Source organism: Ruegeria sp. A5 (assembly GCF_056543005.1).
Genome location: NZ_JBQGAV010000009.1, coordinates 47,361 through 68,736, shown reverse-complemented (window position 1 = coordinate 68,736; position 21,376 = coordinate 47,361). Strand labels below are relative to the sequence as shown.

General features: G+C 57.2%; 25 protein-coding genes. 12 read left to right on the top strand and 13 right to left on the bottom strand.

The window, feature by feature from the left end:
• Window positions 1-108 precede the first annotated feature (108 nt).
• Window positions 109-810, bottom strand: coding sequence for a DNA/RNA nuclease SfsA (gene sfsA, locus ACR0AY_RS17770; RefSeq protein ID WP_170426107.1), 702 nt, complete (start codon window positions 808-810; stop codon window positions 109-111).
• Between the two features lie 51 nt (window positions 811-861).
• On the opposite strand from sfsA, the gene ACR0AY_RS17765 reads away from it, so the two are divergent.
• From ACR0AY_RS17765 to ACR0AY_RS17745, 5 genes are all read left to right on the top strand, one after another.
• Complete coding sequence (locus tag ACR0AY_RS17765) at window positions 862-1,584, top strand: molybdopterin-binding protein (protein ID WP_170515093.1); 723 nt, start codon at window positions 862-864, stop codon at window positions 1,582-1,584.
• Window positions 1,581-2,291, top strand: coding sequence for a GNAT family N-acetyltransferase (locus tag ACR0AY_RS17760; RefSeq protein WP_170515090.1), 711 nt, complete (start codon window positions 1,581-1,583; stop codon window positions 2,289-2,291). Before ACR0AY_RS17765 ends, ACR0AY_RS17760 begins: the two co-directional genes overlap by 4 nt.
• A gap of 10 nt (window positions 2,292-2,301) precedes the next feature.
• Window positions 2,302-2,874 (top strand): peroxidase-related enzyme, encoded by a 573-nt coding sequence (locus ACR0AY_RS17755; protein ID WP_170515087.1) that lies wholly within the window; start codon window positions 2,302-2,304, stop codon window positions 2,872-2,874.
• A complete protein-coding gene (locus tag ACR0AY_RS17750) occupies window positions 2,871-3,770 on the top strand; it encodes an OmpA family protein (protein ID WP_170515084.1) in 900 nt (299 codons plus the stop codon). Before ACR0AY_RS17755 ends, ACR0AY_RS17750 begins: the two co-directional genes overlap by 4 nt.
• A 148-nt stretch (window positions 3,771-3,918) precedes the next feature.
• On the top strand, window positions 3,919-4,734 hold the full coding sequence (locus tag ACR0AY_RS17745; protein ID WP_170515081.1) for a DUF2189 domain-containing protein: 816 nt from the start codon (window positions 3,919-3,921) through the stop codon (window positions 4,732-4,734).
• Window positions 4,735-4,801: 67 nt separating this feature from the next.
• Here ACR0AY_RS17745 and ACR0AY_RS17740 read toward each other — a convergent pair whose 3' ends face one another.
• Window positions 4,802-5,707: a LysR family transcriptional regulator gene (locus tag ACR0AY_RS17740; protein ID WP_170394766.1), complete on the bottom strand. Its 906-nt coding sequence runs from the start codon at window positions 5,705-5,707 to the stop codon at window positions 4,802-4,804.
• A 228-nt stretch (window positions 5,708-5,935) separates the two neighbouring features.
• Between ACR0AY_RS17740 and ACR0AY_RS17735 the strand changes: the two genes are divergently transcribed.
• A complete protein-coding gene (locus tag ACR0AY_RS17735) occupies window positions 5,936-6,376 on the top strand; it encodes a DUF4399 domain-containing protein (RefSeq protein WP_170515079.1) in 441 nt (146 codons plus the stop codon).
• Window positions 6,377-6,402: 26 nt separating this feature from the next.
• Here the strand turns inward: ACR0AY_RS17735 and ACR0AY_RS17730 are convergent, their stop codons facing one another.
• From ACR0AY_RS17730 to ACR0AY_RS17720, 3 genes are all read right to left on the bottom strand, one after another.
• On the bottom strand, window positions 6,403-6,792 hold the full coding sequence (locus ACR0AY_RS17730) for a hypothetical protein (protein ID WP_170408519.1): 390 nt from the start codon (window positions 6,790-6,792) through the stop codon (window positions 6,403-6,405).
• Window positions 6,789-6,950, bottom strand: coding sequence for a hypothetical protein (locus ACR0AY_RS17725; protein WP_480454480.1), 162 nt, complete (start codon window positions 6,948-6,950; stop codon window positions 6,789-6,791). The genes ACR0AY_RS17730 and ACR0AY_RS17725 overlap by 4 nt, the downstream gene beginning before the upstream one ends.
• Before the next feature lie 186 nt (window positions 6,951-7,136).
• Window positions 7,137-9,164 carry an NADPH-dependent 2,4-dienoyl-CoA reductase gene (locus tag ACR0AY_RS17720; protein ID WP_170408517.1) on the bottom strand — a complete coding sequence of 676 codons (2,028 nt, stop codon included), beginning with the start codon at window positions 9,162-9,164 and terminating at the stop codon, window positions 7,137-7,139.
• Between the two features lie 137 nt (window positions 9,165-9,301).
• Between ACR0AY_RS17720 and ACR0AY_RS17715 the strand changes: the two genes are divergently transcribed.
• The gene (locus ACR0AY_RS17715) at window positions 9,302-9,787 is read left to right on the top strand and encodes an RNA pyrophosphohydrolase (protein WP_170426121.1); all 486 of its coding nucleotides are present in this window, start codon (window positions 9,302-9,304) and stop codon (window positions 9,785-9,787) included.
• Between the two features lie 6 nt (window positions 9,788-9,793).
• Here the strand turns inward: ACR0AY_RS17715 and ACR0AY_RS17710 are convergent, their stop codons facing one another.
• From ACR0AY_RS17710 to ACR0AY_RS17690, 5 genes are all read right to left on the bottom strand, one after another.
• Window positions 9,794-11,131, bottom strand: a complete 1,338-nt coding sequence (locus tag ACR0AY_RS17710) for a serine hydrolase domain-containing protein (RefSeq protein ID WP_170408515.1) — start codon at window positions 11,129-11,131, stop codon at window positions 9,794-9,796.
• Between the two features lie 81 nt (window positions 11,132-11,212).
• Entirely contained in the window at window positions 11,213-12,202 is a 990-nt protein-coding gene (locus tag ACR0AY_RS17705) for an adenosine kinase (protein ID WP_170426125.1), read from the bottom strand.
• Window positions 12,199-12,843 carry an endonuclease III gene (gene nth, locus ACR0AY_RS17700; RefSeq protein WP_170515076.1) on the bottom strand — a complete coding sequence of 215 codons (645 nt, stop codon included), beginning with the start codon at window positions 12,841-12,843 and terminating at the stop codon, window positions 12,199-12,201. The genes ACR0AY_RS17705 and nth overlap by 4 nt, the downstream gene beginning before the upstream one ends.
• Window positions 12,844-12,939: 96 nt before the next feature.
• Complete coding sequence (locus ACR0AY_RS17695; RefSeq protein WP_170515072.1) at window positions 12,940-13,581, bottom strand: cysteine hydrolase family protein; 642 nt, start codon at window positions 13,579-13,581, stop codon at window positions 12,940-12,942.
• A 1-nt stretch (window position 13,582) separates the two neighbouring features.
• Window positions 13,583-14,032, bottom strand: a complete 450-nt coding sequence (locus ACR0AY_RS17690; protein ID WP_170515070.1) for a MarR family winged helix-turn-helix transcriptional regulator — start codon at window positions 14,030-14,032, stop codon at window positions 13,583-13,585.
• 120 nt (window positions 14,033-14,152) lie between these two features.
• On the opposite strand from ACR0AY_RS17690, the gene ACR0AY_RS17685 reads away from it, so the two are divergent.
• Both ACR0AY_RS17685 and ACR0AY_RS17680 read left to right on the top strand, forming a co-directional pair.
• The gene (locus ACR0AY_RS17685) at window positions 14,153-15,004 is read left to right on the top strand and encodes a bifunctional helix-turn-helix domain-containing protein/methylated-DNA--[protein]-cysteine S-methyltransferase (protein ID WP_170394731.1); all 852 of its coding nucleotides are present in this window, start codon (window positions 14,153-14,155) and stop codon (window positions 15,002-15,004) included.
• Between the two features lie 175 nt (window positions 15,005-15,179).
• The gene (locus ACR0AY_RS17680; RefSeq protein WP_170394728.1) at window positions 15,180-15,614 is read left to right on the top strand and encodes a glyoxalase superfamily protein; all 435 of its coding nucleotides are present in this window, start codon (window positions 15,180-15,182) and stop codon (window positions 15,612-15,614) included.
• 54 nt (window positions 15,615-15,668) lie between these two features.
• Here ACR0AY_RS17680 and ACR0AY_RS17675 read toward each other — a convergent pair whose 3' ends face one another.
• A complete protein-coding gene (locus ACR0AY_RS17675) occupies window positions 15,669-17,108 on the bottom strand; it encodes an aldehyde dehydrogenase family protein (protein ID WP_170515067.1) in 1,440 nt (479 codons plus the stop codon).
• Window positions 17,109-17,326: 218 nt separating this feature from the next.
• Between ACR0AY_RS17675 and ACR0AY_RS17670 the strand changes: the two genes are divergently transcribed.
• Window positions 17,327-17,977: a peroxiredoxin gene (locus ACR0AY_RS17670; RefSeq protein ID WP_170408508.1), complete on the top strand. Its 651-nt coding sequence runs from the start codon at window positions 17,327-17,329 to the stop codon at window positions 17,975-17,977.
• A gap of 38 nt (window positions 17,978-18,015) precedes the next feature.
• On the opposite strand, the gene ACR0AY_RS17665 is transcribed toward ACR0AY_RS17670, so the two are convergent.
• Complete coding sequence (locus tag ACR0AY_RS17665) at window positions 18,016-19,011, bottom strand: Hint domain-containing protein (protein ID WP_170515064.1); 996 nt, start codon at window positions 19,009-19,011, stop codon at window positions 18,016-18,018.
• A 316-nt stretch (window positions 19,012-19,327) separates the two neighbouring features.
• The gene (locus ACR0AY_RS17660) at window positions 19,328-19,957 is read right to left on the bottom strand and encodes a TIGR02466 family protein (protein WP_170515061.1); all 630 of its coding nucleotides are present in this window, start codon (window positions 19,955-19,957) and stop codon (window positions 19,328-19,330) included.
• Between the two features lie 250 nt (window positions 19,958-20,207).
• Between ACR0AY_RS17660 and ACR0AY_RS17655 the strand changes: the two genes are divergently transcribed.
• Complete coding sequence (locus ACR0AY_RS17655; protein WP_170515059.1) at window positions 20,208-20,801, top strand: hypothetical protein; 594 nt, start codon at window positions 20,208-20,210, stop codon at window positions 20,799-20,801.
• A 36-nt stretch (window positions 20,802-20,837) separates the two neighbouring features.
• The gene (locus tag ACR0AY_RS17650; RefSeq protein ID WP_170394711.1) at window positions 20,838-21,338 is read left to right on the top strand and encodes a helix-turn-helix transcriptional regulator; all 501 of its coding nucleotides are present in this window, start codon (window positions 20,838-20,840) and stop codon (window positions 21,336-21,338) included.
• Window positions 21,339-21,376: the final 38 nt, after the last annotated feature.

Below are 21,376 nucleotides of genomic sequence, written 5' to 3'. Positions count from 1 at the left end.
GATGCGGGACTCCAAATATTTCACGCAGCACTTCTTTTACGCTGCTTGTGCAGAAAGTACCAGAGGGCTCGGTTTTCAACTAGTAAATAGGGTCTATCAAAGAAGTTTCTAGCCCGCGCCCCATTGCCGAGCGGGCTCAACCCAGACGCCTTCGGGCGTGATCCGAGTTCCAACGACAAAGCGTTCAACCCCAATCGCTGCCTCAAACGCCGCCGCATAGGCTGGGTCAATATCATCGGCCAGTGCAAACCGATCGCAATCGGTCCTTTGCACCAGATAAAGCATGATCGCCCGATGGCCCTGTACGGCCATCTTTGCCAGTTCGCCCAAATGTTTGGTGCCGCGTGCGGTGACGCTGTCGGGAAACTCGGCGAGGCCCGCTTGGCGTGAGAGGGTGACGCTTTTGACCTCGACATAAGCATCGGGTAGGCCCGGCCCGGTCAGTAGGAAATCGATACGGCTGTTTTCACCGTATTTGACCTCGGGGCGCACGGTTTCATAGGCGGCCAGCTCGGGGATTTCACGCGCCTCGAGCGCCAACCGAAGCGCCTTGTTGGGGACTGATGTGTCGACCCCTGTGAAATGCCCGTTCTCATGATCGACCAGCCGCCAGCCGTATTTCAGCTTTTTCTTCGGATCGTCGTTGGGCTCCAGCCAGATTTTCTCACCCGGTTCTGCCAGCCCCATCATTGAGCCCGGATTGGCGCAATGGGCTGTCACCTCGCGCCCGTCTTCCAGCCTGCAGTCTGCCAGAAAGCGTTTGTAGCGGCGGATCAGTCGAGCGGGGACAAGGGGGGTTTCAAATCGCATGGCCAAGGGCCTATACCTGCCCTAACGGTCGATCAAGAGGGAGGGCGCGTCATGGCCAATCCAACCGCTGCAATGTTGGTGATCGGGGATGAGATCCTCTCGGGCCGCACCCGCGATGCCAATATGCACTATCTTGCCGGAGAGCTGACCAAACACGGCATTGACCTGAAAGAGGTGCGCATTGTCAGCGATGACGCGCCCGCGATTGAGGCGGCGGTCAAGGCACTGTCCGATGCCCATGACCATGTGTTCACCAGCGGCGGCATCGGCCCGACCCATGATGATATCACTGCCGATTGCATCGCCCGTGCCTTTGGCGTGCATATCGATGTTCGCGACGACGCGCGTGCATTGCTTGAGGCGCATTACGAGAAATCCGGGCTGGAACTGAACGACGCTCGCCTGCGCATGGCGCGTATTCCGGAAGGGGCCGAATTGATCGACAACCCGGTCTCGACCGCGCCCGGCTTTACCATCAACAACGTCCATGTCATGGCCGGGGTGCCTTTGGTTTTTCAGGCCATGGTTGCGAGTGTTCTGCCTTCGCTCATCGGAGGTAGCCCGCTTTTGTCGCAGACGCTGCGTGTGGATCGGGGTGAAGGCGATATTGCAGCAACTTTGGCCGCACTGGCCAAAGACTTCGGCGATCTTTCGATCGGCTGTTATCCGTTTCAGACGAATGGCGTCTTCGGAGCCAACGTCGTCGTGCGCGGCACCGAGGGTGGACGGATCGATGCCGCCATGACCCGCCTTGCGAAAGAGATCGAGCTTTGAATCCCGATTGGGCCGCCGTTGTCGATGGCACATGGCCTGCCGCCGGCTATCAAACGCAAGGCCCATTTCGACTGCGGCAAGGACAGGGCGGAGGTTCACGCGTTTCTGCCGCCAATCGCACCGGGGACGTCACCAGCGCCGATATCGATGCGGCCGAAAGCGCCATGCAGGCGATGGGTCAAAAACGCATCTTCTGCCTGCGGCCCGGAGATGAGGCGCTGGATGCAATGCTTGCGCAACGCGGCTACGACATCCTTGATCCGGTTAATATCTATTCCTGCCCGGCGCAGCAGTTGACCGATATCCCGATCCCGCGCGTGACTGTTTTCAACATCTGGGAACCGCTGGCCATCATGCGTGAGATCTGGGCGCAGGGCGGTATCGGCCCCGAACGGATTGCGATCATGTACCGGGCACCGGGCCCAAAGACCGGCCTTTTGTTGCGCCACAGCGATCAGCCCGCAGGAACCGGCTTCGTGGCGATCCATGAAGGTATCGCGATGGTTCACGCGCTGGAAATCCTGCCGGATCACCGCCGCAAGGGGTTGGGCCAGTGGGCCATGCGCGCCGCGGCCTTTTGGGCGCTGGACAATGGCGCCGAGACGCTTAGCGTGATCTGTACCAAGGCGAACGCGGGGGCCAATGGCCTCTACCACTCGCTTGGGATGAAGATCGTCGGAGAATACCACTATCGCCAGCGCGTCTGAGGAGGACGAATTGACCAAACAGGACATGCCTACTGCCCTGGATCTGCCAATGGTGGACCCACTACCGTCAGAGACGCAGAAATACTTCGATATATGTGTCGAGAAACTGGGAATGGTGCCGAATGTCCTGCGCGCCTACGCCTTCGATATCGACAAGCTGAATGCCTTCACTTCGATGTATAATGATCTGATGCTGGCCGATAGCGGGCTGACCAAGCTTGAACGCGAGATGATTGCGGTCGTGGTGTCCTCGATCAACAAATGTTTCTACTGCCTCGTGGCTCATGGCGCAGCGGTGCGGCAGCTTTCGGGCGATCCGCAGCTGGGTGAGATGCTGGTCATGAACTACCGCGTCGCCAAATTGGACGCGCGCCAACGTGCAATGCTGGATTTCGCAGCCAAGATGACCACCGCTAGCACCACAATCGAAGAGCCCGATCGCCAGCTTTTACGCGATGTCGGGTTTTCGGATCGCGATATCTGGGACATTGCCAATGTCAGCGGTTTCTTCAATATGACCAACCGCGTGGCCAGTGCCACTGCCATGGTCCCGAACCCCGAGTATCACGCACAGTTCCGATGATCCGTTTCCTGTTCCTTAGCCTCCTTTTGGCCGTGCCTGTGCAGGCGCAGGAACTGACGTTGCCCGCCAGCGCCCGGCAGATTTCGGATCGCACCAGTGCATTGGACAGCTACGACCTGCCAACCGGCGTGTTTGCTGACGGCGCAGTTCCATCCCGCACTGTCGAAGGGCGTGTCGAGCGGCTAACATGGCGCCTGCAGGCCGGGTCCAGCACGACGCTGCAAATTCTTGCACCGCTTCGGGATCAGCTTCAGGCGCAAGGTTTCGAGATCGCGTTTGAATGCGAGGCACGCAATTGTGGCGGTTTCGATTTCCGCTTTGGCACCGAAGTGGTGCCGACGCCTGACATGTATGTGGCGATCCACGATTACCGTTTTCTATCCGCCTCCCGCGGTGACGAAGTGCTGAGCCTGCTGGTCAGCCGCAACCCGCCGGATGGCTATGTGCAGATGATCCGGGTGACCCCGCAAGGTACGCAGCCTGCGCAGCCACTTGTGATCGAGGAAACCGTTGAGGGCCCTGCCGGGTTGCTAAACGATCTCAGCAGTACCGGGCATGTCATCCTTGATGACCTGCACTTTCGCACCGGCGAAGTCGCGCTGGGCGAAGGGCCGTTTGCCTCGCTGGCGCTGCTTGCGGGCTATCTGACCGACAATCCTTCGACCCGTTTGGCGCTGGTAGGACACACGGATGATACGGGCGCATTGCAGGCCAATATTGCGGTCAGCACCAAACGGGCGGAAGCCGTGCGTGCGCGCCTGATCGAAGCGCACGGTGTTGCCGCCGACCGGATCGAGGCGCAGGGCGTAGGCTATCTTGTGCCCATCACCTCTAACGCTACGCCCGAGGGCCGCGATCTCAATCGCCGGGTCGAGGCGGTGTTGCTGGTCAACTAACAGGCGCGAGCACCGCGGACGCCCTGTGTCCCCCTTGCCCTGATGGCGCGGCCTGATGCACACTTGCAGCTAATCGGTGCGTCTGTCTTGCCATCAGGCCTGTTGGCAGGCAGTCCCACCAGTCACCATGCTTTGGGAGGAATGCGTCATGGCATCCAAAACCGAAGATACCACTCCGCCGGATAACACGGTCCCACAGCAATCCATGCCCGAGGTTAACAGGCTGACGGCCGAGGATATTACCGCATCGCTGAAGGCCGGGTTTTCCGACTTCCTCGCACACCCGGTCATGAGCGGCTTTTTCGGCCTGTTCTACGCGGTTTTCGGCATCCTGTTCGTTTGGTGCCTGGTCGGGCTTGGCAAGATCTGGATGATCATTCCTGCCGCCGTAGGCTTTCCGCTGGTTGCCCCATTTGCGGCCGCCGGGCTTTATGAAATGTCCCGTAGGATGCAGAAAGGGGAAAGCTTCGGTTGGTCCGAAATCCTCAGCGTCATGGCCCATCAACGCAAGCGCGAGATGGGTTGGATGGCCTTTGTCACCCTGTTCATTTTCTGGGTATGGACCTACCAAATCCGCCTTTGGCTGGCGATCATCCTGCAAAAGGCGTCCTTCTCGGATTTCGAAGGGTTCATGAACACCATCTTCTTCACATCGCAAGGCTGGATCTTTCTAGCGGTCGGCACCTGCATCGGCGCGTTTTTGTCTGCGGTCCTGTTCTCGGTGACTGTGGTGGCCATGCCCATGCTTCTGGATCGGGAAACCAACTTTGTTTCCGCCATGCTCACGTCCATTCGCGTGGTCGCTGAAAGCCCGGTGGTAATGCTCAGTTGGGCGGCGATCATCTCGGTCACCATGCTTTTGTCGCTGGTTCCGGCGTTTCTGGGGCTGATTTTCACGCTGCCGATCCTGGGCCACACCACGTGGCACCTGTATCAGCGGGCCGTATCACCAGAGACTAACTGATGCATCGCTAAACAAAAAAAGACCCGTGCTATTCAGCACGGGCCGTTTAGGTGCCACAGGGAGAATTCTACCAATCCATCGGACCCTTTTCGGCAAAGGACTCGACAAGAAAATCAATGAAAGCCCGCACCTTGGGCTGGGTGAACCGGCCCGGCGGGTAGACCGCATAGACGCCCTGAACCTCATCCGGCAGCGATGGCATGGCGTCTACCACCTCGCCCGATTTCAGTGCTTCGGCATATAGATAGCTGGGCAGATGCGCGATCCCAAGCCCCGAGATCGCGGCGTTCAGCAGCGACTGCCCATCATTTACGCTCAGCCAGCCAGCAGTGCGGACCTGACGCTTCTCGCCCGAAGGCGCCGTCAGCTTCCACACGCTGCCCGAGGATTGGCTGGAGTAATGCAGCAGTTTGTGTTCGTTCAGATCGTCGATCTTCTGCGGGCGTCCGAACTGCTCGATATATCTCGGCGACGCGACCATGCGTTTCACTGTTTCGGTCAGCTTACGGGCGCGCAGCGTGCTGTCTTCCAGCTCACCAATGCGCACGGCCACGTCAAAGCCTTCGGAAATCAGCTCAACATAGCGGTTGTTCAGAACCATGTTCACGGTGATGTCCGGATAGGCCGACAGGAAGTCCGACAGGACCGGCGACAGGTGATTGACGCCAAAATCTGTTGCCACAGAGATCCGCAGCAGACCAGAAGGCGCAGATTGCATCGAAGTCACCAGCGCATCCGCTTCGCCTGCGTCGTTCAGCACGCGACGGGCGCGATCATAATAGGCCAACCCGATCTCGGTTGGCGAAACCCGGCGCGTTGTCCGGTTCAATAGCCTTGCCCCCAACCGCGCCTCGAGGCTCGAGACGTGTTTAGACACGGCTGATTTGGAGATGCCCATTTTCTTGGCCGCGTCGGTGAAACCACCCTGGTCCACCACGTTGGAAAAGGCCTCCATTTCAGTTAGTCGATCCATTCTCGTTCCCCAGGTCTTCCGTTCGTTGTCTCTTTATCGCGATCAATCTGGGCAAGAACTGGGCAGACATGGGATAATATCAGGGTTTTGAATCGGATCGTTTGCAACTAGGAAACGCCCGGGCCTATATGCCGCGGACCATGCCTTTCGATACAAAATCCCGTTTTCTGGACTTTTTTCCAATCGTGCTATGATGAGAATGGCATTTTTGTGACCACGGAGGAGACTATGAAAGCCCTATTTGCTGTCATTACCCTGTGTCTGACCGCCAGCCTTGCGTGGGCCGGAGGGGAAACACCATCGAATCCAGATGCGAAGGTCTATTTCGTCAACCTGTCTGACGGGGACACCGTGCAATCACCTGTGATCGTAGTCTTTGGCCTCAGCGGCATGGGCGTTGCCCCTGCAGGAACCGACAAGGAAAATACAGGGCACCATCACCTCCTGATTGATCGCCCACCACTTGGGCAGGGAGAAGACGGTGCGGACGAACTGTCATACGGTCTGCCCGCAGACGCCAATCACATTCATTTCGGTGGCGGTCAGACTGAGGTGACTTTGGAACTTGCTCCGGGTGAGCATACTTTGCAGCTGGTGCTTGGGGATGCAGGCCACGTCCCGCATGCGACGCCCATTGTGTCCGAGGTGATTACGATCACTGTTGAGTAACAATTCACCTTCGCCGCAAAACACGATTATGCGGCGGCAGGCAGCAGGAATATATCGCGGGCAAGCTGCGTGTTGAGACGTTCCGCAGAATACCATTGGTTGAGTACTGACTTGGCCATCAGGTCGGAGTTTTCCTGTGCGAAACTCTTAAAGTCAGTAGCTTGCGTGTTGGCCAACTGCTCTGCGATAAGGCTCATGAATGCGTAGGTGATTGTCAGATTGAACTTGTCCGGTGCGCCTGCGTTCGCTGCTAACGCGCGAATACCCTTGGCGTAGATCGCTGCGGCATCGATGAAATCATACTTGCGTAGCAGGTCATAAGCGACTTGCACATGTTTGGCGTGTCCGAACGTTGCGTTGTCGATTGCGTGTGCTTCAAATGCGATGGTGACGTCGGCGTATCGCGATGCGCTCATTCTTCATCCTCCTTGAAACGGTGGCTGTCTTCAGCTGTCCAATCGAAGTCGTAGACACTTTTGAGCTGTTTGATCTTCTTCAGCGTCTCTTCAGAGAAGGCTGGCTTGTTCTCAAAGCTGTGCAGCGCGACGCCCTCAATCAGGTCGCCAAGGGTCATGTCCAGCGATTCTGCCAGCCCTTTGAGAACCTTCAAAAGTCGCTTCTCGATTCGAATTCCTGTTTGGGTGCGTTCTATATTCTGACTCATGTTGTACATATGTACTTAAGTACCACTTGAGTCAAGAGGAACTAAAAAAGCCGCCTCTTCCGGGGCGGCTTTCTCCAGCGCACTGGCATTACAACGTCAGAACGCTGCCGCCAGACGTGTGCCCTGATTGATCGCACGTTTGGCGTCCAGCTCGGCTGCCACATCTGCGCCACCAATCACATGCGGGGTCATTCCACGTTCGATCAGCTCATCCGCCAGCGACCGGTCCGAGACCTGCCCGGCACATAGGACGATCGACTCGGCTGCGATGACGGTTGGATCATCGCGGGTTTCGCCAAAGCTGACATGCAGGCCGTCCTCGTCGATGCGCTCATAATTCACACCACCAACGAAACTGACGTCCTTCATCTTTAATGTCGCGCGGTGGATCCAGCCCGTTGTCTTTCCCAGCCCCTTGCCGTGACGCTGCGCCTTGCGCTGCAGCAGCGTGACCTGCCGTGCTGGTGCTTCGGGCTGCGGGCCCTCGGGGGCCAGGCCCGAGCGGTGTTCTGCGGGGTCGGTCACGCCCCATTCCTTCATCCACAATGGAAGGTCCGTGGTTGGGCTGTGACCGTCTTCCAGCAGGAATTCGGAGACATCGAACCCGATGCCTCCGGCCCCGATCACGGCGACGGTGCTGCCGACCTTGGCCTTGTCGCGCAGCACGTCGATGTAGCTGAGCACATTGTCCCGATCCTGGCCGGGAATCTGTGGATCACGAGGAGTGACACCGGTGGCGATGACCACCTCATCATAACCGATCAGATCATCTGCGCTGACTTCGCGGTTCAGTTCGACCGTCACGCCTAGGTCGTCCATCATGGTGCGATACCAGTCGACCAGTCCCCAGAACTCTTCTTTCCCTGGCACCTGTTTGGCCATGTTCAACTGCCCGCCTATCTCGGCGGCGCGATCAAACAGGGTTACATCATGGCCGCGCTGGGCAGCTGTCATCGCGGTGGACAAACCTGCAGGGCCAGCGCCGACAACGGCCACTGTCTTGCGTGTCTCGGCCTTGCCGATCACCAATTCGGTCTCATGACAGGCGCGCGGATTGACCAGGCATGAGGTCAGCTTGCCGCTGAAAGTGTGGTCCAGACAGGCCTGATTGCATGCGATACACGGCGCGATCTTCGCGGCCTCATCCGCAATCGCCTTGTTCACGAAATCCGCGTCGGCCAGCATGGGCCGCGCCAGAGACACCATATCGGCGCAACCGGTCGATAGAACTTCTTCGGCAACCTCAGGCGTGTTGATCCGGTTCGAGGTGATCACTGGAATCCCGACTTTACCCATCAGCTTCTTGGTAACCCACGCAAACGCTGCACGGGGAACGCTGGTGGCAATCGTCGGAATCCGCGCCTCATGCCAACCGATACCGGTGTTGATGATCGTTGCCCCGGCCTGTTCAATCCGCTGCGCAAGTTCAACGACTTCGTCATGGGTCGACCCATTGGGCACAAGATCAATCATCGAAAGGCGATAGATGATGATGAAATCGCTCCCCACGGCTTCCCGCGTGCGGCGCACCACCTCGATAGGCAGACGCATCCGGTTCTCGTATGACCCACCCCAGCGATCCTCGCGCTTGTTGGTGTGGGTCACGAGGAACTGGTTCAGGAAATACCCCTCGGACCCCATGATCTCGACCCCGTCATAGCCCGCCTGTTGGGCCAGAACAGCCGCGTTGACGATGTCGCTGATTTGCTTCTCGATACCCTCTTCGTCCAACTCATGCGGCGGAAACGGAGAAATTGGGGATTTCACCGGGCTGGGGGCCACGCATTTCGGACCATAGGCATAGCGCCCCGCATGCAGGATCTGCATCGCGATCTTGCCGCCTGCCTCATGCACACGTTTGGTCACAATGGAATGGTTCGCCACCTCTTCATCATTGGTCATCATCGAGGCCCCGGGCAGCACCGAGCCCTCAAGGTTCGGGCCAATCCCACCCGTCACCATCAAAGCAACACCACCGCGCGCGCGATCCGCGTAGAACTCGGCGACACGGATCCAGTCGCCGGTCTCTTCCAGACCGGTATGCATCGAGCCCATCAGCACGCGGTTCTTCAACGTGGTAAAACCCAGATCCAGCGGGGCCAACATGTTTGGGTACGCAGTCATGGCAAACTCTCCCTCCCGACTTTGACCGTCAGATTGACCTTCGCGTCACCTTTGTCACGCGAAACCTAACGTCATTCCCTTTGCCTTTACTGCGGCGCTTGCTAGAGACGCAGCAAAGCTTAATCACGAGGCCGCGCATGACCCCTGATGAAATCGCCAAACTGCCCTATCGCCCCTGCGTGGGACTGATGTTGATGAATGCCGAGGGTCTGATCTTTGTCGGTCAGCGCAATGATCGTCACAAGGACGCCTGGCAGATGCCGCAGGGCGGCGTGGACAAGGGCGAAGACCCGCGCGATGCGGCCCTGCGCGAGCTTTGGGAAGAAACTGGTGTAACCAGCGATCTGGTCGACATCATCGCCGAGACCGACGGCTGGCTGCCCTATGACCTACCGCATGACATTGTGCCGAAAATCTGGAAGGGCCGGTATCGCGGACAGGAGCAGAAGTGGTACCTGATGCGGTTCTTAGGCCGGGATGATCAGATCGATATCGCAACCGAGCACCCCGAGTTCACCCACTGGAAATGGCAGACCACGACGCGGCTGGTCGATGAGATCGTGCCGTTCAAAAAGGACGTCTACCAGCAGGTGCTTTCTGCGTTTCAGCCGCATCTCGGGTAGTTCGGGTCAGGAACCAAGCGCCGTAATCACCGCTTTGGCCAGCGGCAGCGGGGAATAACCGGTATCGGACGGTGTAAGCCCCAATCGCACGATCACCAAATCACGCGAAGGGAATATCCCGACCGATTGCCCATCATGTCCGGCCATCCAGACCGCATCTTCGAACGGGGGTTCTCCACCCGGCACGTCGCGCCACAAGTGACCTTTGGCATATGCCCCGCCCGAGACAGCAACCGGTTCGAACATCCAGTCAGTGAACCCTTCGGGCAGAATTTGCTGCCCGTCCCATGTGCCGCCCTGCAGCAGGAATTGCCCATATCGTGCCCAATCCCGCGCTGTGGCGTACATATAGCTTGAGCCGACAAAGGTGTCAGAAACATCAGTTTCAAGTATGGCCGAGGTCATGCCCAGTGGCAGCAGGAGTGCGCGCTGCGGATAGGACAAGCTGTCATCTTTGACCTGATCCTGCCAGACCCGCGCCAAGACGGTGGATGTGCCCGACGAATAGTTGAATTCAGTATTTGGCTCAGCCTCGGCCTCAAGCGAAGTGACAAACCCCGCCATGTCGTCGCTCAGATATAACATCCGAGTCACGTCCGAGACGTCACCATAGCCTTCGTTCCATCGCAGGCCGCTTGACATGGTCAACATATCCTCGACGGTAATGTGCTGCCGGTTGTCCTCTGCCCAATCGGGAAATGAATCGACCAGTGTATCCGTCAACTTCATCTGACCGGATTTTATCAGCGTTCCAATCAATCCAGAGGTTATGGTTTTGGTCATTGACCAGCCCAGAAGAGGGGTATTTTCGTCGAATCCATCCGCATAAGCCTCACCAATGATCCGGCCATCATGCACCACAACTACGGCGCGGAAGCCCTTTCCCAGAATGGTCGGGTCCGACAGAACCATTGCCAATTTGGAGTTCTGCGCTGGGGCCACGGTGGTGCCTTCCGGCCAAAGTGCATCAGACAGCGCGGGCAGAGTGTTTAGCTGGGCGTTGACCGGTTGGGCCTCATGCGTATTCGCACATCCAAGCCCCTCGCGATATTGGCTGGTCGCAGGGGCGAAGATCCCGAGTAGCTTTGCGGATACTGATTGCGCCTCGGGGTCTACCGAGACCGAGACGTGTTTCAGCAACGGATGCCCGGGCGCCTGCACATCAACCGCCAGTACCTCCTGCGCATCCCGCCTGGCGATGAACACGTTAGAACAGACGATCTTGGCAGAATAGTTGGTCCCGACTCGCAACAGGTCGGGCGGAGAGATCAGCAGGTACCCAACGCCGGCCACAAGCCCCAACGCCAATGTTCCTGCGGTGATCCTGAGTGCTCTGCCCAACATGAATTGGCTCCCCCTTACATCCAAAAAAAGGGTAGCCATTCCGAAATGTGACGCACCAGCGTTACGTTGCGTTTCGCGGGATCAGAGCAATCCCTCAGCCTGCAGCAACTCCTGCATGTTCGCCTCAGGGCGCGGGCCGATATGGCTGATCACCTCGCGGGCACAGACATTGCCGATCCGCGCACAGGTCTCGTAATCGCGGCCTGTTGCCATGCCATAAAGGAACCCGGCGGCGAATTGATCGCCCGCGCCGGTCGCGTCCACGGGGACGATCTTTTCAACTGGTACGTCGATGCGCGCGTCGCCGTTCAGAACGGTCACCCCGTCGCCAGACCGGGTGCAGACGACCAGAGGGCAAATCTCGGCCGTTTTCGCCAGCGCCTCTTCAAGATCGTCGGTTTCGAACAGCGATTTGATTTCGGCCTCGTTGCCGATTACAAAATCCAGCTCATTCTCGATCAGCAGCAGGAAATCGACCCGGTGCCGTTCTACACAGAACGGGTCAGAAATGGCGATGCCCGCCTTGCCGCCACCCTTGTGGCAGTTGCGCGCGGCCTCCAGGAATGCCGCCTTGCCCTTTTCCTTGTCGAACAGATAGCCCTCGAGGAACATGATCTGGCTGTTGCCCGCGACGTCTTCCGAGACATCCCGAGAAGACAGCTCGGACGAAATACCCAGATAGGTGTTCATCGACCGCTCGCCATCCGGTGAGACAAAGATCATTGAACGCGAGGTTGGCAGCTCGCCCCCCGGCACCGGCGGGTTCACGAAATCCACCCCATCCTCGTTCATCGCATCCGCATAGAACCGCCCCAGCGCATCATCATGCACCCGCCCGATAAACGCCGAATCCAGACCCAGTGCACCCGCACCCGCAATGGTATTGGCAACCGAGCCGCCCGGCGTCTGCACCCGGCCTTCCATCGAGGCATACAGTACCTCGCCGCGCTCCTGTTCGATCAGCTGCATGATGCCCTTTTCGATGCCCATCAGCTCAAGGAAACTGTCATCGGCTTGGGAAATCACGTCCACAACGGCGTTTCCGATGCCGGTCAGTTGGTAGGTTTTCATTCGGTTTTGTCCTCAAATTCGCAGAGATCGCGGATGATACAGGTAGGGCACTGTGGTTTGCGTGCCTTGCAGTGATAGCGGCCATGCAGGATCAGCCAGTGATGCGCATGCAGCTGAAAGTCGGTCGGTATGTTGTCTTCGATGGCGCGTTCGACGGCGTCTACATTCTTGCCCGGACAAATGCCGGTGCGGTTACCGACGCGGAAGATATGCGTGTCCACCGCCTGCGCCGGATATCGCCACCACATGTTCAAGACAACATTGGCTGTCTTGCGCCCCACACCCGGTAGCGATTGAAGCGCCGCGCGGGAGTTGGGCACCTCACCGCCATAGTCTTCGACCAGAATGCGACTCAGCTTGATTACGTTCTTGGCCTTCTGGCGGAACAGGCCGATGGTCTTGATATGTTCGATCAGACCTTCTTCGCCCAGATCCAGCATCTTCTGCGGCGTGTCAGCGATCTTGAATAGCGCGCGCGTAGCCTTGTTGACGCCGGCATCGGTCGCCTGCGCTGACAGTGCGACGGCAACGACCAGAGTATAGACGTTTACATGCTCCAACTCGCCCTTGGGTTCAGGGTCGGCGTCGTGAAAACGCGTAAAGATCTCGCGGATCTTGTGGTATCCGAGTTGATTGGCCATCCGAGCCTTAATGCCCTGCCAGACAAGCGGTCGCAATTGAAAAGGTGCGTTTTGGTTTTGCCTAGGCGCGGGTCTTGGTCGATTTATCCCTATGCCTCACTTTTGCAGTCGGAAATCCACCCCCGCCGTTGCAAGTTGATCCCTGATCCCCTGCCACCGGTTCGGATCAGCTGCCAGTACAGCCGCCGGATCGATCTGAACCCGATATCCTCGATTGAGCGCGCCCTGCGCGGTCTTATTCACGCAATGACACCCGTCCAACCCTGTCAGAACCAGCGTTCCGATCCGTTTGTCTTGCAGGAACCGTTCAAAGCCCGGCGAAGAAAAGGCGTCACCTACGGATTTTACAAACTCGGCATCGGGATTCAGCGCAAGACGCGGATCCAACCCAACTCCGTCGGAACTTGCGTTGCCGCGCCCCTGATTGAACCACCCGTTCAGCAAGTTCGCCAGCCGTCCCTTGAATTCATGACGGATGGCAATCACGGACCAGTCAGACTGGCGGGCGCTGTCCGTCGTTGACCGGATCGTCGACAAGGCACCCTCAATTTGCGCGTCATCCCAGGCGGGTATCGAGGTAAAATCTGTTTGCATATCGATCACCAGCAGCGCCGTTTCAGGCCGCGATGCCAGGTCTATTTTGGCTCCGGTTGTCGGAGTGCCAATTTTTCGGATTTGCAAGAGGATGTACAACACGGCGATCATGATGCTTGCCGCCATTATCCAAAAGACGGTCATGTCAGGCCTCCTTGGCGAGTTCTGCGAAATAGCGGGTCAGGGCCAGCTGAACCTTGTGATAGGCGGCAAGCTCTGACGCAGAAAAATCCTGTGCAAAGCGTGTCAGCTTGGCCATCTCATCCGCTCTGATTGCCGTGATCGTCTCTTCGCCCGCAGGGCTCAGCCGGTAGCAGTAGGTGCCAGCACGTTTGGGATTGGGCTGGCTTTCGATCAGCTGTGCGCCCATCAGCTCTTTTAAGATGCGCGAGACATATTGTCGTTTCAGCTGCAGCTCGGCGCATAGCACTGGGGCTGTCGCGCCGGGAGATAGCGACAGACCTTCCAAAAGGGCACGTTGCCCGACGGTCACGCCTTTGCGCTGGCTGCCCTGCTCAACTGCTGCCGTGATGTTCCGCAGCAAAGGCCGGGTGGCCTGAACTGCCTGATAAATCTGATCCAACCTGTGTCCCATACCTGAATGGTAGGAGAAATCGATTTGATTCGTCAACTCAGTTGACAAGATAAAGCGCAGGTTCCGGGTCGCAAGATCGACAGGGGCAAGTTACTGTTCCTGTAACTGATGAGGTGACCGATGAACGTCCAGACAGCAGAAAGCGGATATCATTATAACGTCATGCGGCGCGCGATCGAATTGATCGATCAAGGCGGAGAGAGTCTCAGTCTTGATGAGTTGGCTCGCCAGATGGATATGAGCCCTGCCCATTTTCAGCGTCTGTTCTCACGCTGGACCGGGGTCTCTCCGAAGCGATACCAGCAATACCTGACCCTTGGCCATGCCAAAGCTCTGTTGCACGAGCGTTTCACCACGCTGGAAACCGCTCATAATGTGGGGCTGTCCGGCAGTGGGCGGCTTCATGACCTGTTCCTGAAATGGGAATCCATGAGCCCCGGTGAATATGCCCGCAAAGGCGCAGGTCTCACGATCTACTGGGGCTGGTTCGAATGCCCCTTTGGCCCTGCGCTGGTTATGGGAACTGACAAGGGAATCTGTGGAATCGCCTTTGGGGCCGAGACAGGCGAGGAGGCGGCGATGGAAGACATGATCTCTCGTTGGCCCAATGCTGATTTTGTCGAGGACCCGATGCGCCTGCGGCCTTGGGTGCTCAGCGCCTTCGGTGCGGCCAGCGACCGGTTGGAGCCGACCCCACTCTACCTGATCGGCTCACCACTGCAGATCAAGGTATGGGAAGCGCTGATGCACATCCCTTCGGGGCAGGTCACCACCTATTCCGAGATCGCGCAGCGGGTCGGCTCACCCCAAGCGGTGCGCGCCGTGGGCACCGCAGTTGGGCGCAACCCGGTCAGTTGGCTGATCCCCTGCCACCGTGCCTTACGCAAATCGGGCGGCCTGGGCGGCTACCACTGGGGACTGCCCGTCAAGCGCGCTATGCTGGCCTATGAGGCGGCGCAGGCCGACGCCTGATTGACATTCTGGCGCGTCGTTGCCATATGCACGGCAGGTTCGGGTCCCCTGCCGTTCGCGGCCTTAGGCTTTGGTGAAACCCGATTGAATCACATCTGTTGCCCTTTCCAGGCGCGCGGATGGCAATGCGAACCCCGTCCAGATTTCGCGCCCGTTTCAGGAAACGAGGCACACCATGACACATACTCAGAACATCGCTCCGGTTGCGGAGCTGAAAGAGCAGGCAAAACGCCTGCGCAAACGCCTGCTGGACGCCGGAGTGAAGCTATCACATAGCGAGGCGCTGGAACTGTTGGCGCATCAACTCGGTGCGCGGGATTGGAACACGTTGCACGCGATGGCAGGAAATCGAGTGCAGCTGCGCGTTGGTGACCGGGTTGAGGGCCGATATCTGGGTCAGCCCTTCACCGCCGAAATCCGCGGTCTGACCATGATTGGGGATGGCGGACATCGCCGGGTGACCCTTCAGTTCGACGTGCCCGTAGATGTGGTCCGGTTCGACAGTTTTTCGTCCCTTCGCCAGCGGGTGACAGGTGAGATTGGCTGGGATGGTCGATCCACCCGTCACACGTCGGACGGAGAGCCGCAGCTTATCGTCCGACCTGCGTAAGAAACAAAGCGAGGCACCCTAAGGTGCCTCACATTTTGATATTTCCAGACAGGGTTATTCGGCGGCCCAACCGCCAACGGCTTTGACCTCAAGGAAGTCCTCCAAGCCCCAAACCCCGCCTTCGCGGCCATTGCCGGACTGTTTCATCCCACCAAACGGGGACCCAGCGCTGCGCGACTGGCCGTTCATCTCAACCATGCCCGACCGCAAGACGCGAGCCATTCGGTTGGCGCGTGCACCGTCTTGGGTCTGAACATAATTGGTCAGCCCGTAAGGTGTGTCATTGGCAATCTCGATGGCTTCTTCTTCGGTGTCGAAGGGGATCATAGTCAGAACCGGGCCAAAGATCTCCTCGCGCGCGATCGTCATCTGGTTATTGGCATCGGCAAAAACCGTTGGGCGCACATAATAGCCCTTGTTCAGCCCCTCTGGCCGACCCGTGCCGCCTGCAACCAGACGCGCGCCCTCATCAATTCCTTTCTGGATCAGGTCCTGAATTTTGGTCCACTGCACTTCGTTCACCACCGGTCCGATATGTCGGCCTTCCTCGGCGGCACTGCCGACGGTGACCTTGTTCGCCACTTCGGCGGCTGTCTCAACCGCCTGATCATAGATCGGACGCTGCACCAGCATCCGGCTGGGCGCGTTACAGCTTTGACCGGTGTTGTTCATCATGTGCAGGACGCCGCGTTTTACCGCCTTTTCGTCGGCATCGGCGAAGACTACATTGGCCCCTTTGCCGCCCAGTTCCAGATGCACTTTCTTCAGTGTATCCGCCGCATTCTTGGAAATCGCCGTGCCCGCGCGGGTCGAACCGGTGAAGCTGACCATATCAACATCTGCGTGCCCCGAGAGCTGAGAGCCCACGCCCACGCCATCGCCATTCACCAGGTTGAAAACACCAGCCGGGAAGCCAGCCTCATCCATCATCTCAGCAAAGATCATCGCGTTCAGCGGGCTTTGCTCGGACGGTTTCAGCACCATCGTGCAGCCCGCAATCGCCGCCGCGCCGACCTTGAGCGTGACCTGATTCATCGGCCAATTCCATGGGGTGATCAGGGCTGCCACACCCACCGCTTCATAGATGATCCGGTCATTCGGCGCATGATCGCCCAACGGACGTTCGAATTGGAACGCCTTGGCGGCACGGATGAAGTTTTTCAGGTGATAGATCCCCGCGCCCGATTGCTGGCTGCGCGCCATATCGATCGGTGCACCCATCTCCATCGACATCGCCTGGGCCAGATCCTCTGAGCGGGTGGCGTAAATATCGACCAGTTTCTCGACCAAAGCGATGCGCTCGTCCACCGGGGTTGCCATCCAACCAGGCAGAGCAGCTTTGGCCGCAGCAACCGCGGCGTTAGTGTCAGCCTCTGACCCTAGCGAGATCACCGCGCATGGTTCTTCGGTCGACGGGTCGATCACTTCGAAATCATTCGGCTCTGATGGGGCGACCCATTTGCCGTTGATATAGAAATCGCGTTTTTCGATCATGGCTCATCCTCCGGATCAGGAATCAATCGACCGAACGGTCGGTTTTCATTCGCACTCTGTCACCCACCCGGGTGTCGGGCAAGGGTAAAACATAATTTGATCAAATTATCTACCTACTGAATCTTCTGACAGCGCAACATGAATGGTTTAACCTCTGCGCAAAGTGATTAGGTTGGCAGCAATCGACTCGCGATTTTTCACAGGAAAGGAGTTTCCCAATGGGTTTGCGCATCAATGATACGGTCCCGAATTTCACCGCAGAGACAGATCAGGGCACCGTCCAGTTTCATGACTGGATTGGCGATAGCTGGGCCATCCTGTTCTCACACCCCAAGGACTTCACTCCTGTTTGCACGACCGAGTTTTCGGCAGTTGCGCAGCTGAACGATGAATGGGCGGCGCGGAACACCAAAGTGATCGGCGTGTCGGTCGATGGTGTCGAAGATCATAAGAAGTGGAAAAAAGATATCGAGGCCTATGGCAACGCCAACCCCGGCTTCCCGATCATCGCGGATGACGGTCTGGCTGTTTCCAAAGCCTTCGACATGCTGCCGGCCGAGGCCTATCTGCCCGACGGCCGCACGCCTGCCGACAGCGCAACTGTACGCTCTGTCTTTATCATCGGACCCGATAAGCAGTTGAAACTGTCCATGACCTACCCGATGACCGTGGGCCGCAACTTTGCCGAGATTCTGCGTGCGCTGGATGGCCTGCAGATGAGCGCCAAGGGCGTGGCAACCCCCGCAAATTGGGTGCCGGGTGAGGATGTGATCATTCCACCTGCGGTCTCCAACGATGAGGCAAAAGAGAAGTTCGGCGAGTTCGAAACGATTTTCCCCTATCTGCGCAAAACCAAAGCGCCATCGTGATTGGATAATGGGCGGGGGGCACAAGCCCCCGCCCTCGTTTAGTGCGCAAACGCTGCAGTAGCTCCACAAGGGGCACACAGCTCCGGGCGCAGCATCTGCACTTCGTACGGTTTCAGAACCGGCAGCACCGTATCACCATAGCCGCCTGCGTCGGAATGAAGCTCGGGGAACAGCTCGAATAGTTCCTCCTTCACCGCACTGCTCATCGCGTCCAACGTGTATCCGCCGGGATAAAACGATTCCGACCACAATCCTTCGACATTCACCAGCTCATGCTGGTCGAATAGAATGTGAATGTACTCGACGCCCCCGGTTGGCGGTACTTGCGTGATAGACTTGCCGTTGAGCAGAGACTTGGCCGTCGCCAACATCATCGGGTGACTATGATGCAGTTCCAACGAAGGTGAGGACACGACAACCCGATGCTGAGGTGACAGCAGCAGATCTCGCGATGGTGTCTGCGGCCCAAGACTGCCCGCACTGATCCGGATCGGGCAATGCTTAGGGGTCTGTCTCAGATCCGCCTCACTCATCCGTCGCCGACCCACCCAGCGCACGGCCCGACCGGTGCCATCTGCGGTGATCACATGATCGCCTGCTTTGACTTCTTCGATCAGACGCTGGCCCGATGGTGTCAGAATATGTGACCCCGAAGTAAAGCAGACAAAGCTGGGAAGGTTGTCATATTCGACCGCAGGTGCAGTACCCTGGGCCAGTGAGTTGCCTGTCAGTACATCGTTAACAGCAACGTTTCCCGAGGTCACAACGATGTATTGCGTACCCGAGAATTGCAGCAGTGTGTAGGTGACCGGTGCACCTCCGACCGTCGCGCTGTAGCCTTCGAATATCTGAAAGCTGCCGGAGTTGTTCAGCCCGGGGATTGGGAGGGTATCGAACTGTTGGCTGCCGTTGTTGTCCGGATTTTCGAGAAAATTATCATCATCAGTAATGGTGACCTGAAACCCCTGGGTCACCGTCACACTGGGGTTGCCAAACGGATCTCCGTCGATCTCAAAGATGGTGATAGAGGCCAAAGCGCGGCGACGTCCCAGATGATTTGGATTTCCTTAACTTTGAGCTAACTCAACTTAGAAGTGTTAACATATCGTTTACCGTGACGCGCAGGGCTCGAAAGCGGCACTGATCGAAAAAGGCAGATTGGCTATGGTTGGATCGACTGTGGGCACGCCTGCCGAGGCGGTGGTTGGGATCGGATACGTCAGTTGAACGCGGTCTCGCTGCCAAAGGATTGTAGCTTCTGATGGAAACTGAAAGCCGCGCTGACTGCGCTGACCAGGCAAAACATTGCCATGATGTTCGATACCACAGAGGCTGCGTATCTCGAGGCGATTAACTGGGATCCGATTTTGGACGTCGAAAGGTTGCGTTGAAGGCAACCGAGACGCGGCTTTCTTTACTTAGGTTTGGGTGGACCCAATGAGTCAGATAGGATGGAAAAAGGATCATTTCGCCGGCTGCCGGGCGCAGCTTCTTTTTGTTCCGAAAAGCACTCGCCTGAAGTATGCGCCAGTGAGGCAACTCGTTTCGGGGGTCGAGAAACTCAATCATTCCAGACGAACCTTCTTCGATCTCGGGTTGAGAAACATAGTACACTCCAGACCAATGCGCGCCGGGATGAGTATGCGGCGCATTGTACCCGCCGGAAGGATTGTCGTTTATCCACCCGAACAGTTTCAGGCGAAGTTTATCCGGTTCAACCTTGTCTGAGACCTTTCGCGTTATTTGAAACACCGCATCTTCGGCCGCGTCTCGCAAATTCTGAATAGCGGGCGTATCGCGATCAAAGAGGTTTCCGTTTGAGTGCCATCCGCCGCGATTGGATTTTGAGGCACCCTCGTCTTCCTCACGCATCTTTTCGGCCTCAAACAGAATCGCCGCATTAAGCGCTGCACTGTTAGGCACCACAAATCGCATCATTGGAGTAGAGAAGAGCTTTTCGAATTTCTTGGCTTCGGGCATATCCTCGGTGTCACCTTCAAAAACTACATGGCTGTAAATTCAGATCGGTCCGAGATCAAATTCAGGAATTTGCTCCTGAAAAATTTTTCGGCGCTCTCCAAATCCACGTTCCCGCACATTGCGCGCATTACCCAGTACCGTTGAGGATATAGTTCTTTGGTTCAAGTCTGGCCTAACCAACCTAAGTTATATTCCCATCGCAAAGCGCCGATGTTTTAGTTCAATTGGCAATTCCTTTGAGGATGGGAACATGAACAAGAAAACTATCGGTCTGACATCAACTTTCGTTCTGATGGCCACCACGGCGCTTTCGCAAACCACCAAGCAAGACATCATCGACGAACTCACAGAACAAGGTTTCCAACGAATCGAAATAACCAACACGCTGTTTGGGAATCTTCGCTTTGAAGCAACTGGACCTGGAATCGAGAGAGAAGTGGTGCTGGGGAAAGACGGAACCATCGTTCGGGATCGTTCAGAGCGAGACGATGAGTTCGACGATGAGGAAGATGACGACGAAGATTTTGATGACGAAGATGACGACGAAGATGACGACGAAGGATTTGATGACGAAGGTGACGATGACGAAGGCGATGGGGAAAACGATAGCGAAGGCGACGATGGTGAACGCGACAGCGAAGGCGACGATGGTGAACGCGACAGCGAAGGCGACGATGGTGAGCGCGACAGCGAAGGTGACGATGGCGAGCGCGATAGCGAAGGCGACGATGGCGAACGCGATAGCGAAGGCGATGACGGCGAACGCGATAGCGAAGGCGACGATGGCGAGCGCGACGGTGAAGGTGACGATGGCGAAGGGGATGACGAAGGCGACGATGATTAATTCAGCTTCCAACTTGAGCCCAAGCGAGATTGGGGTTTGAACAAATGGTTTAAAAAAGAAGCCATGTTCAAAGCGGGGATCGCTGTATATGCGATCTCTGCTTTGACGTTTGTGATCGAATTGATTGGCGAAATAACAGGGTACTACATTTTTTCCGCGAGTTGGGTGGTCCATGAAATCACGGCTCTCATCACCCTATTTGGGTTTATTCTTGGGGGGCTTTTGATTTGGCAAAGCCACAGGCTGTTTTTGCGACGTCACCAAGAAGTCAAACAGAACCTGCGAAAGGCTCAAGGCGAGTTTTTTCGGATGCTGGAACTACAGTTCGACCGTTGGGGCCTTAGTGCTGCGGAACGAGATGTTGCACTGCTCACCGTAAAGGGCCTGTCCCTCGCAGAAATAGCTAAACTGCGCGAGACCAGCGAGGGAACAATCAAGTCCCAGAACAATTCAATCTACAAAAAAGCTAAGGTCAAATCGAGGACGCAACTGTTAGGCGCGCTCATAGAAGAGCTTTTGATCGAAGAAAAGAAATAAACCAAGAAACGATCGGATATCGTCGTAAATTCATTCAT

Excerpts from the sequence above, each read along its gene's own strand:
- ACR0AY_RS17720 (WP_170408517.1), bottom strand. The coding sequence starts at position 9,164 with ATGACTGCGTACCCAAACATGTTGGCCCCGCTGGATCTGGGTTTTACC.
- ACR0AY_RS17735 (WP_170515079.1), top strand. The coding sequence starts at position 5,936 with ATGAAAGCCCTATTTGCTGTCATTACCCTGTGTCTGACCGCCAGCCTT.
- ACR0AY_RS17750 (WP_170515084.1), top strand. The coding sequence starts at position 2,871 with ATGATCCGTTTCCTGTTCCTTAGCCTCCTTTTGGCCGTGCCTGTGCAG.
- ACR0AY_RS17765 (WP_170515093.1), top strand. The coding sequence starts at position 862 with ATGGCCAATCCAACCGCTGCAATGTTGGTGATCGGGGATGAGATCCTC.
- ACR0AY_RS17715 (WP_170426121.1), top strand. The coding sequence starts at position 9,302 with ATGACCCCTGATGAAATCGCCAAACTGCCCTATCGCCCCTGCGTGGGA.
- ACR0AY_RS17660 (WP_170515061.1), bottom strand. The coding sequence starts at position 19,957 with ATGCCCGAAGCCAAGAAATTCGAAAAGCTCTTCTCTACTCCAATGATG.
- ACR0AY_RS17705 (WP_170426125.1), bottom strand. The coding sequence starts at position 12,202 with ATGAAAACCTACCAACTGACCGGCATCGGAAACGCCGTTGTGGACGTG.
- ACR0AY_RS17685 (WP_170394731.1), top strand. The coding sequence starts at position 14,153 with ATGAACGTCCAGACAGCAGAAAGCGGATATCATTATAACGTCATGCGG.
- ACR0AY_RS17675 (WP_170515067.1), bottom strand. The coding sequence starts at position 17,108 with ATGATCGAAAAACGCGATTTCTATATCAACGGCAAATGGGTCGCCCCA.
- ACR0AY_RS17695 (WP_170515072.1), bottom strand. The coding sequence starts at position 13,581 with ATGACCGTCTTTTGGATAATGGCGGCAAGCATCATGATCGCCGTGTTG.
- ACR0AY_RS17730 (WP_170408519.1), bottom strand. The coding sequence starts at position 6,792 with ATGAGCGCATCGCGATACGCCGACGTCACCATCGCATTTGAAGCACAC.
- ACR0AY_RS17710 (WP_170408515.1), bottom strand. The coding sequence starts at position 11,131 with ATGTTGGGCAGAGCACTCAGGATCACCGCAGGAACATTGGCGTTGGGG.
- nth (WP_170515076.1), bottom strand. The coding sequence starts at position 12,843 with ATGGCCAATCAACTCGGATACCACAAGATCCGCGAGATCTTTACGCGT.
- ACR0AY_RS17745 (WP_170515081.1), top strand. The coding sequence starts at position 3,919 with ATGGCATCCAAAACCGAAGATACCACTCCGCCGGATAACACGGTCCCA.
- ACR0AY_RS17740 (WP_170394766.1), bottom strand. The coding sequence starts at position 5,707 with ATGGATCGACTAACTGAAATGGAGGCCTTTTCCAACGTGGTGGACCAG.
- ACR0AY_RS17670 (WP_170408508.1), top strand. The coding sequence starts at position 17,327 with ATGGGTTTGCGCATCAATGATACGGTCCCGAATTTCACCGCAGAGACA.
- ACR0AY_RS17655 (WP_170515059.1), top strand. The coding sequence starts at position 20,208 with ATGAACAAGAAAACTATCGGTCTGACATCAACTTTCGTTCTGATGGCC.
- ACR0AY_RS17690 (WP_170515070.1), bottom strand. The coding sequence starts at position 14,032 with ATGGGACACAGGTTGGATCAGATTTATCAGGCAGTTCAGGCCACCCGG.
- ACR0AY_RS17680 (WP_170394728.1), top strand. The coding sequence starts at position 15,180 with ATGACACATACTCAGAACATCGCTCCGGTTGCGGAGCTGAAAGAGCAG.
- sfsA (WP_170426107.1), bottom strand. The coding sequence starts at position 810 with ATGCGATTTGAAACCCCCCTTGTCCCCGCTCGACTGATCCGCCGCTAC.
- ACR0AY_RS17725 (WP_480454480.1), bottom strand. The coding sequence starts at position 6,950 with ATGACCCTTGGCGACCTGATTGAGGGCGTCGCGCTGCACAGCTTTGAG.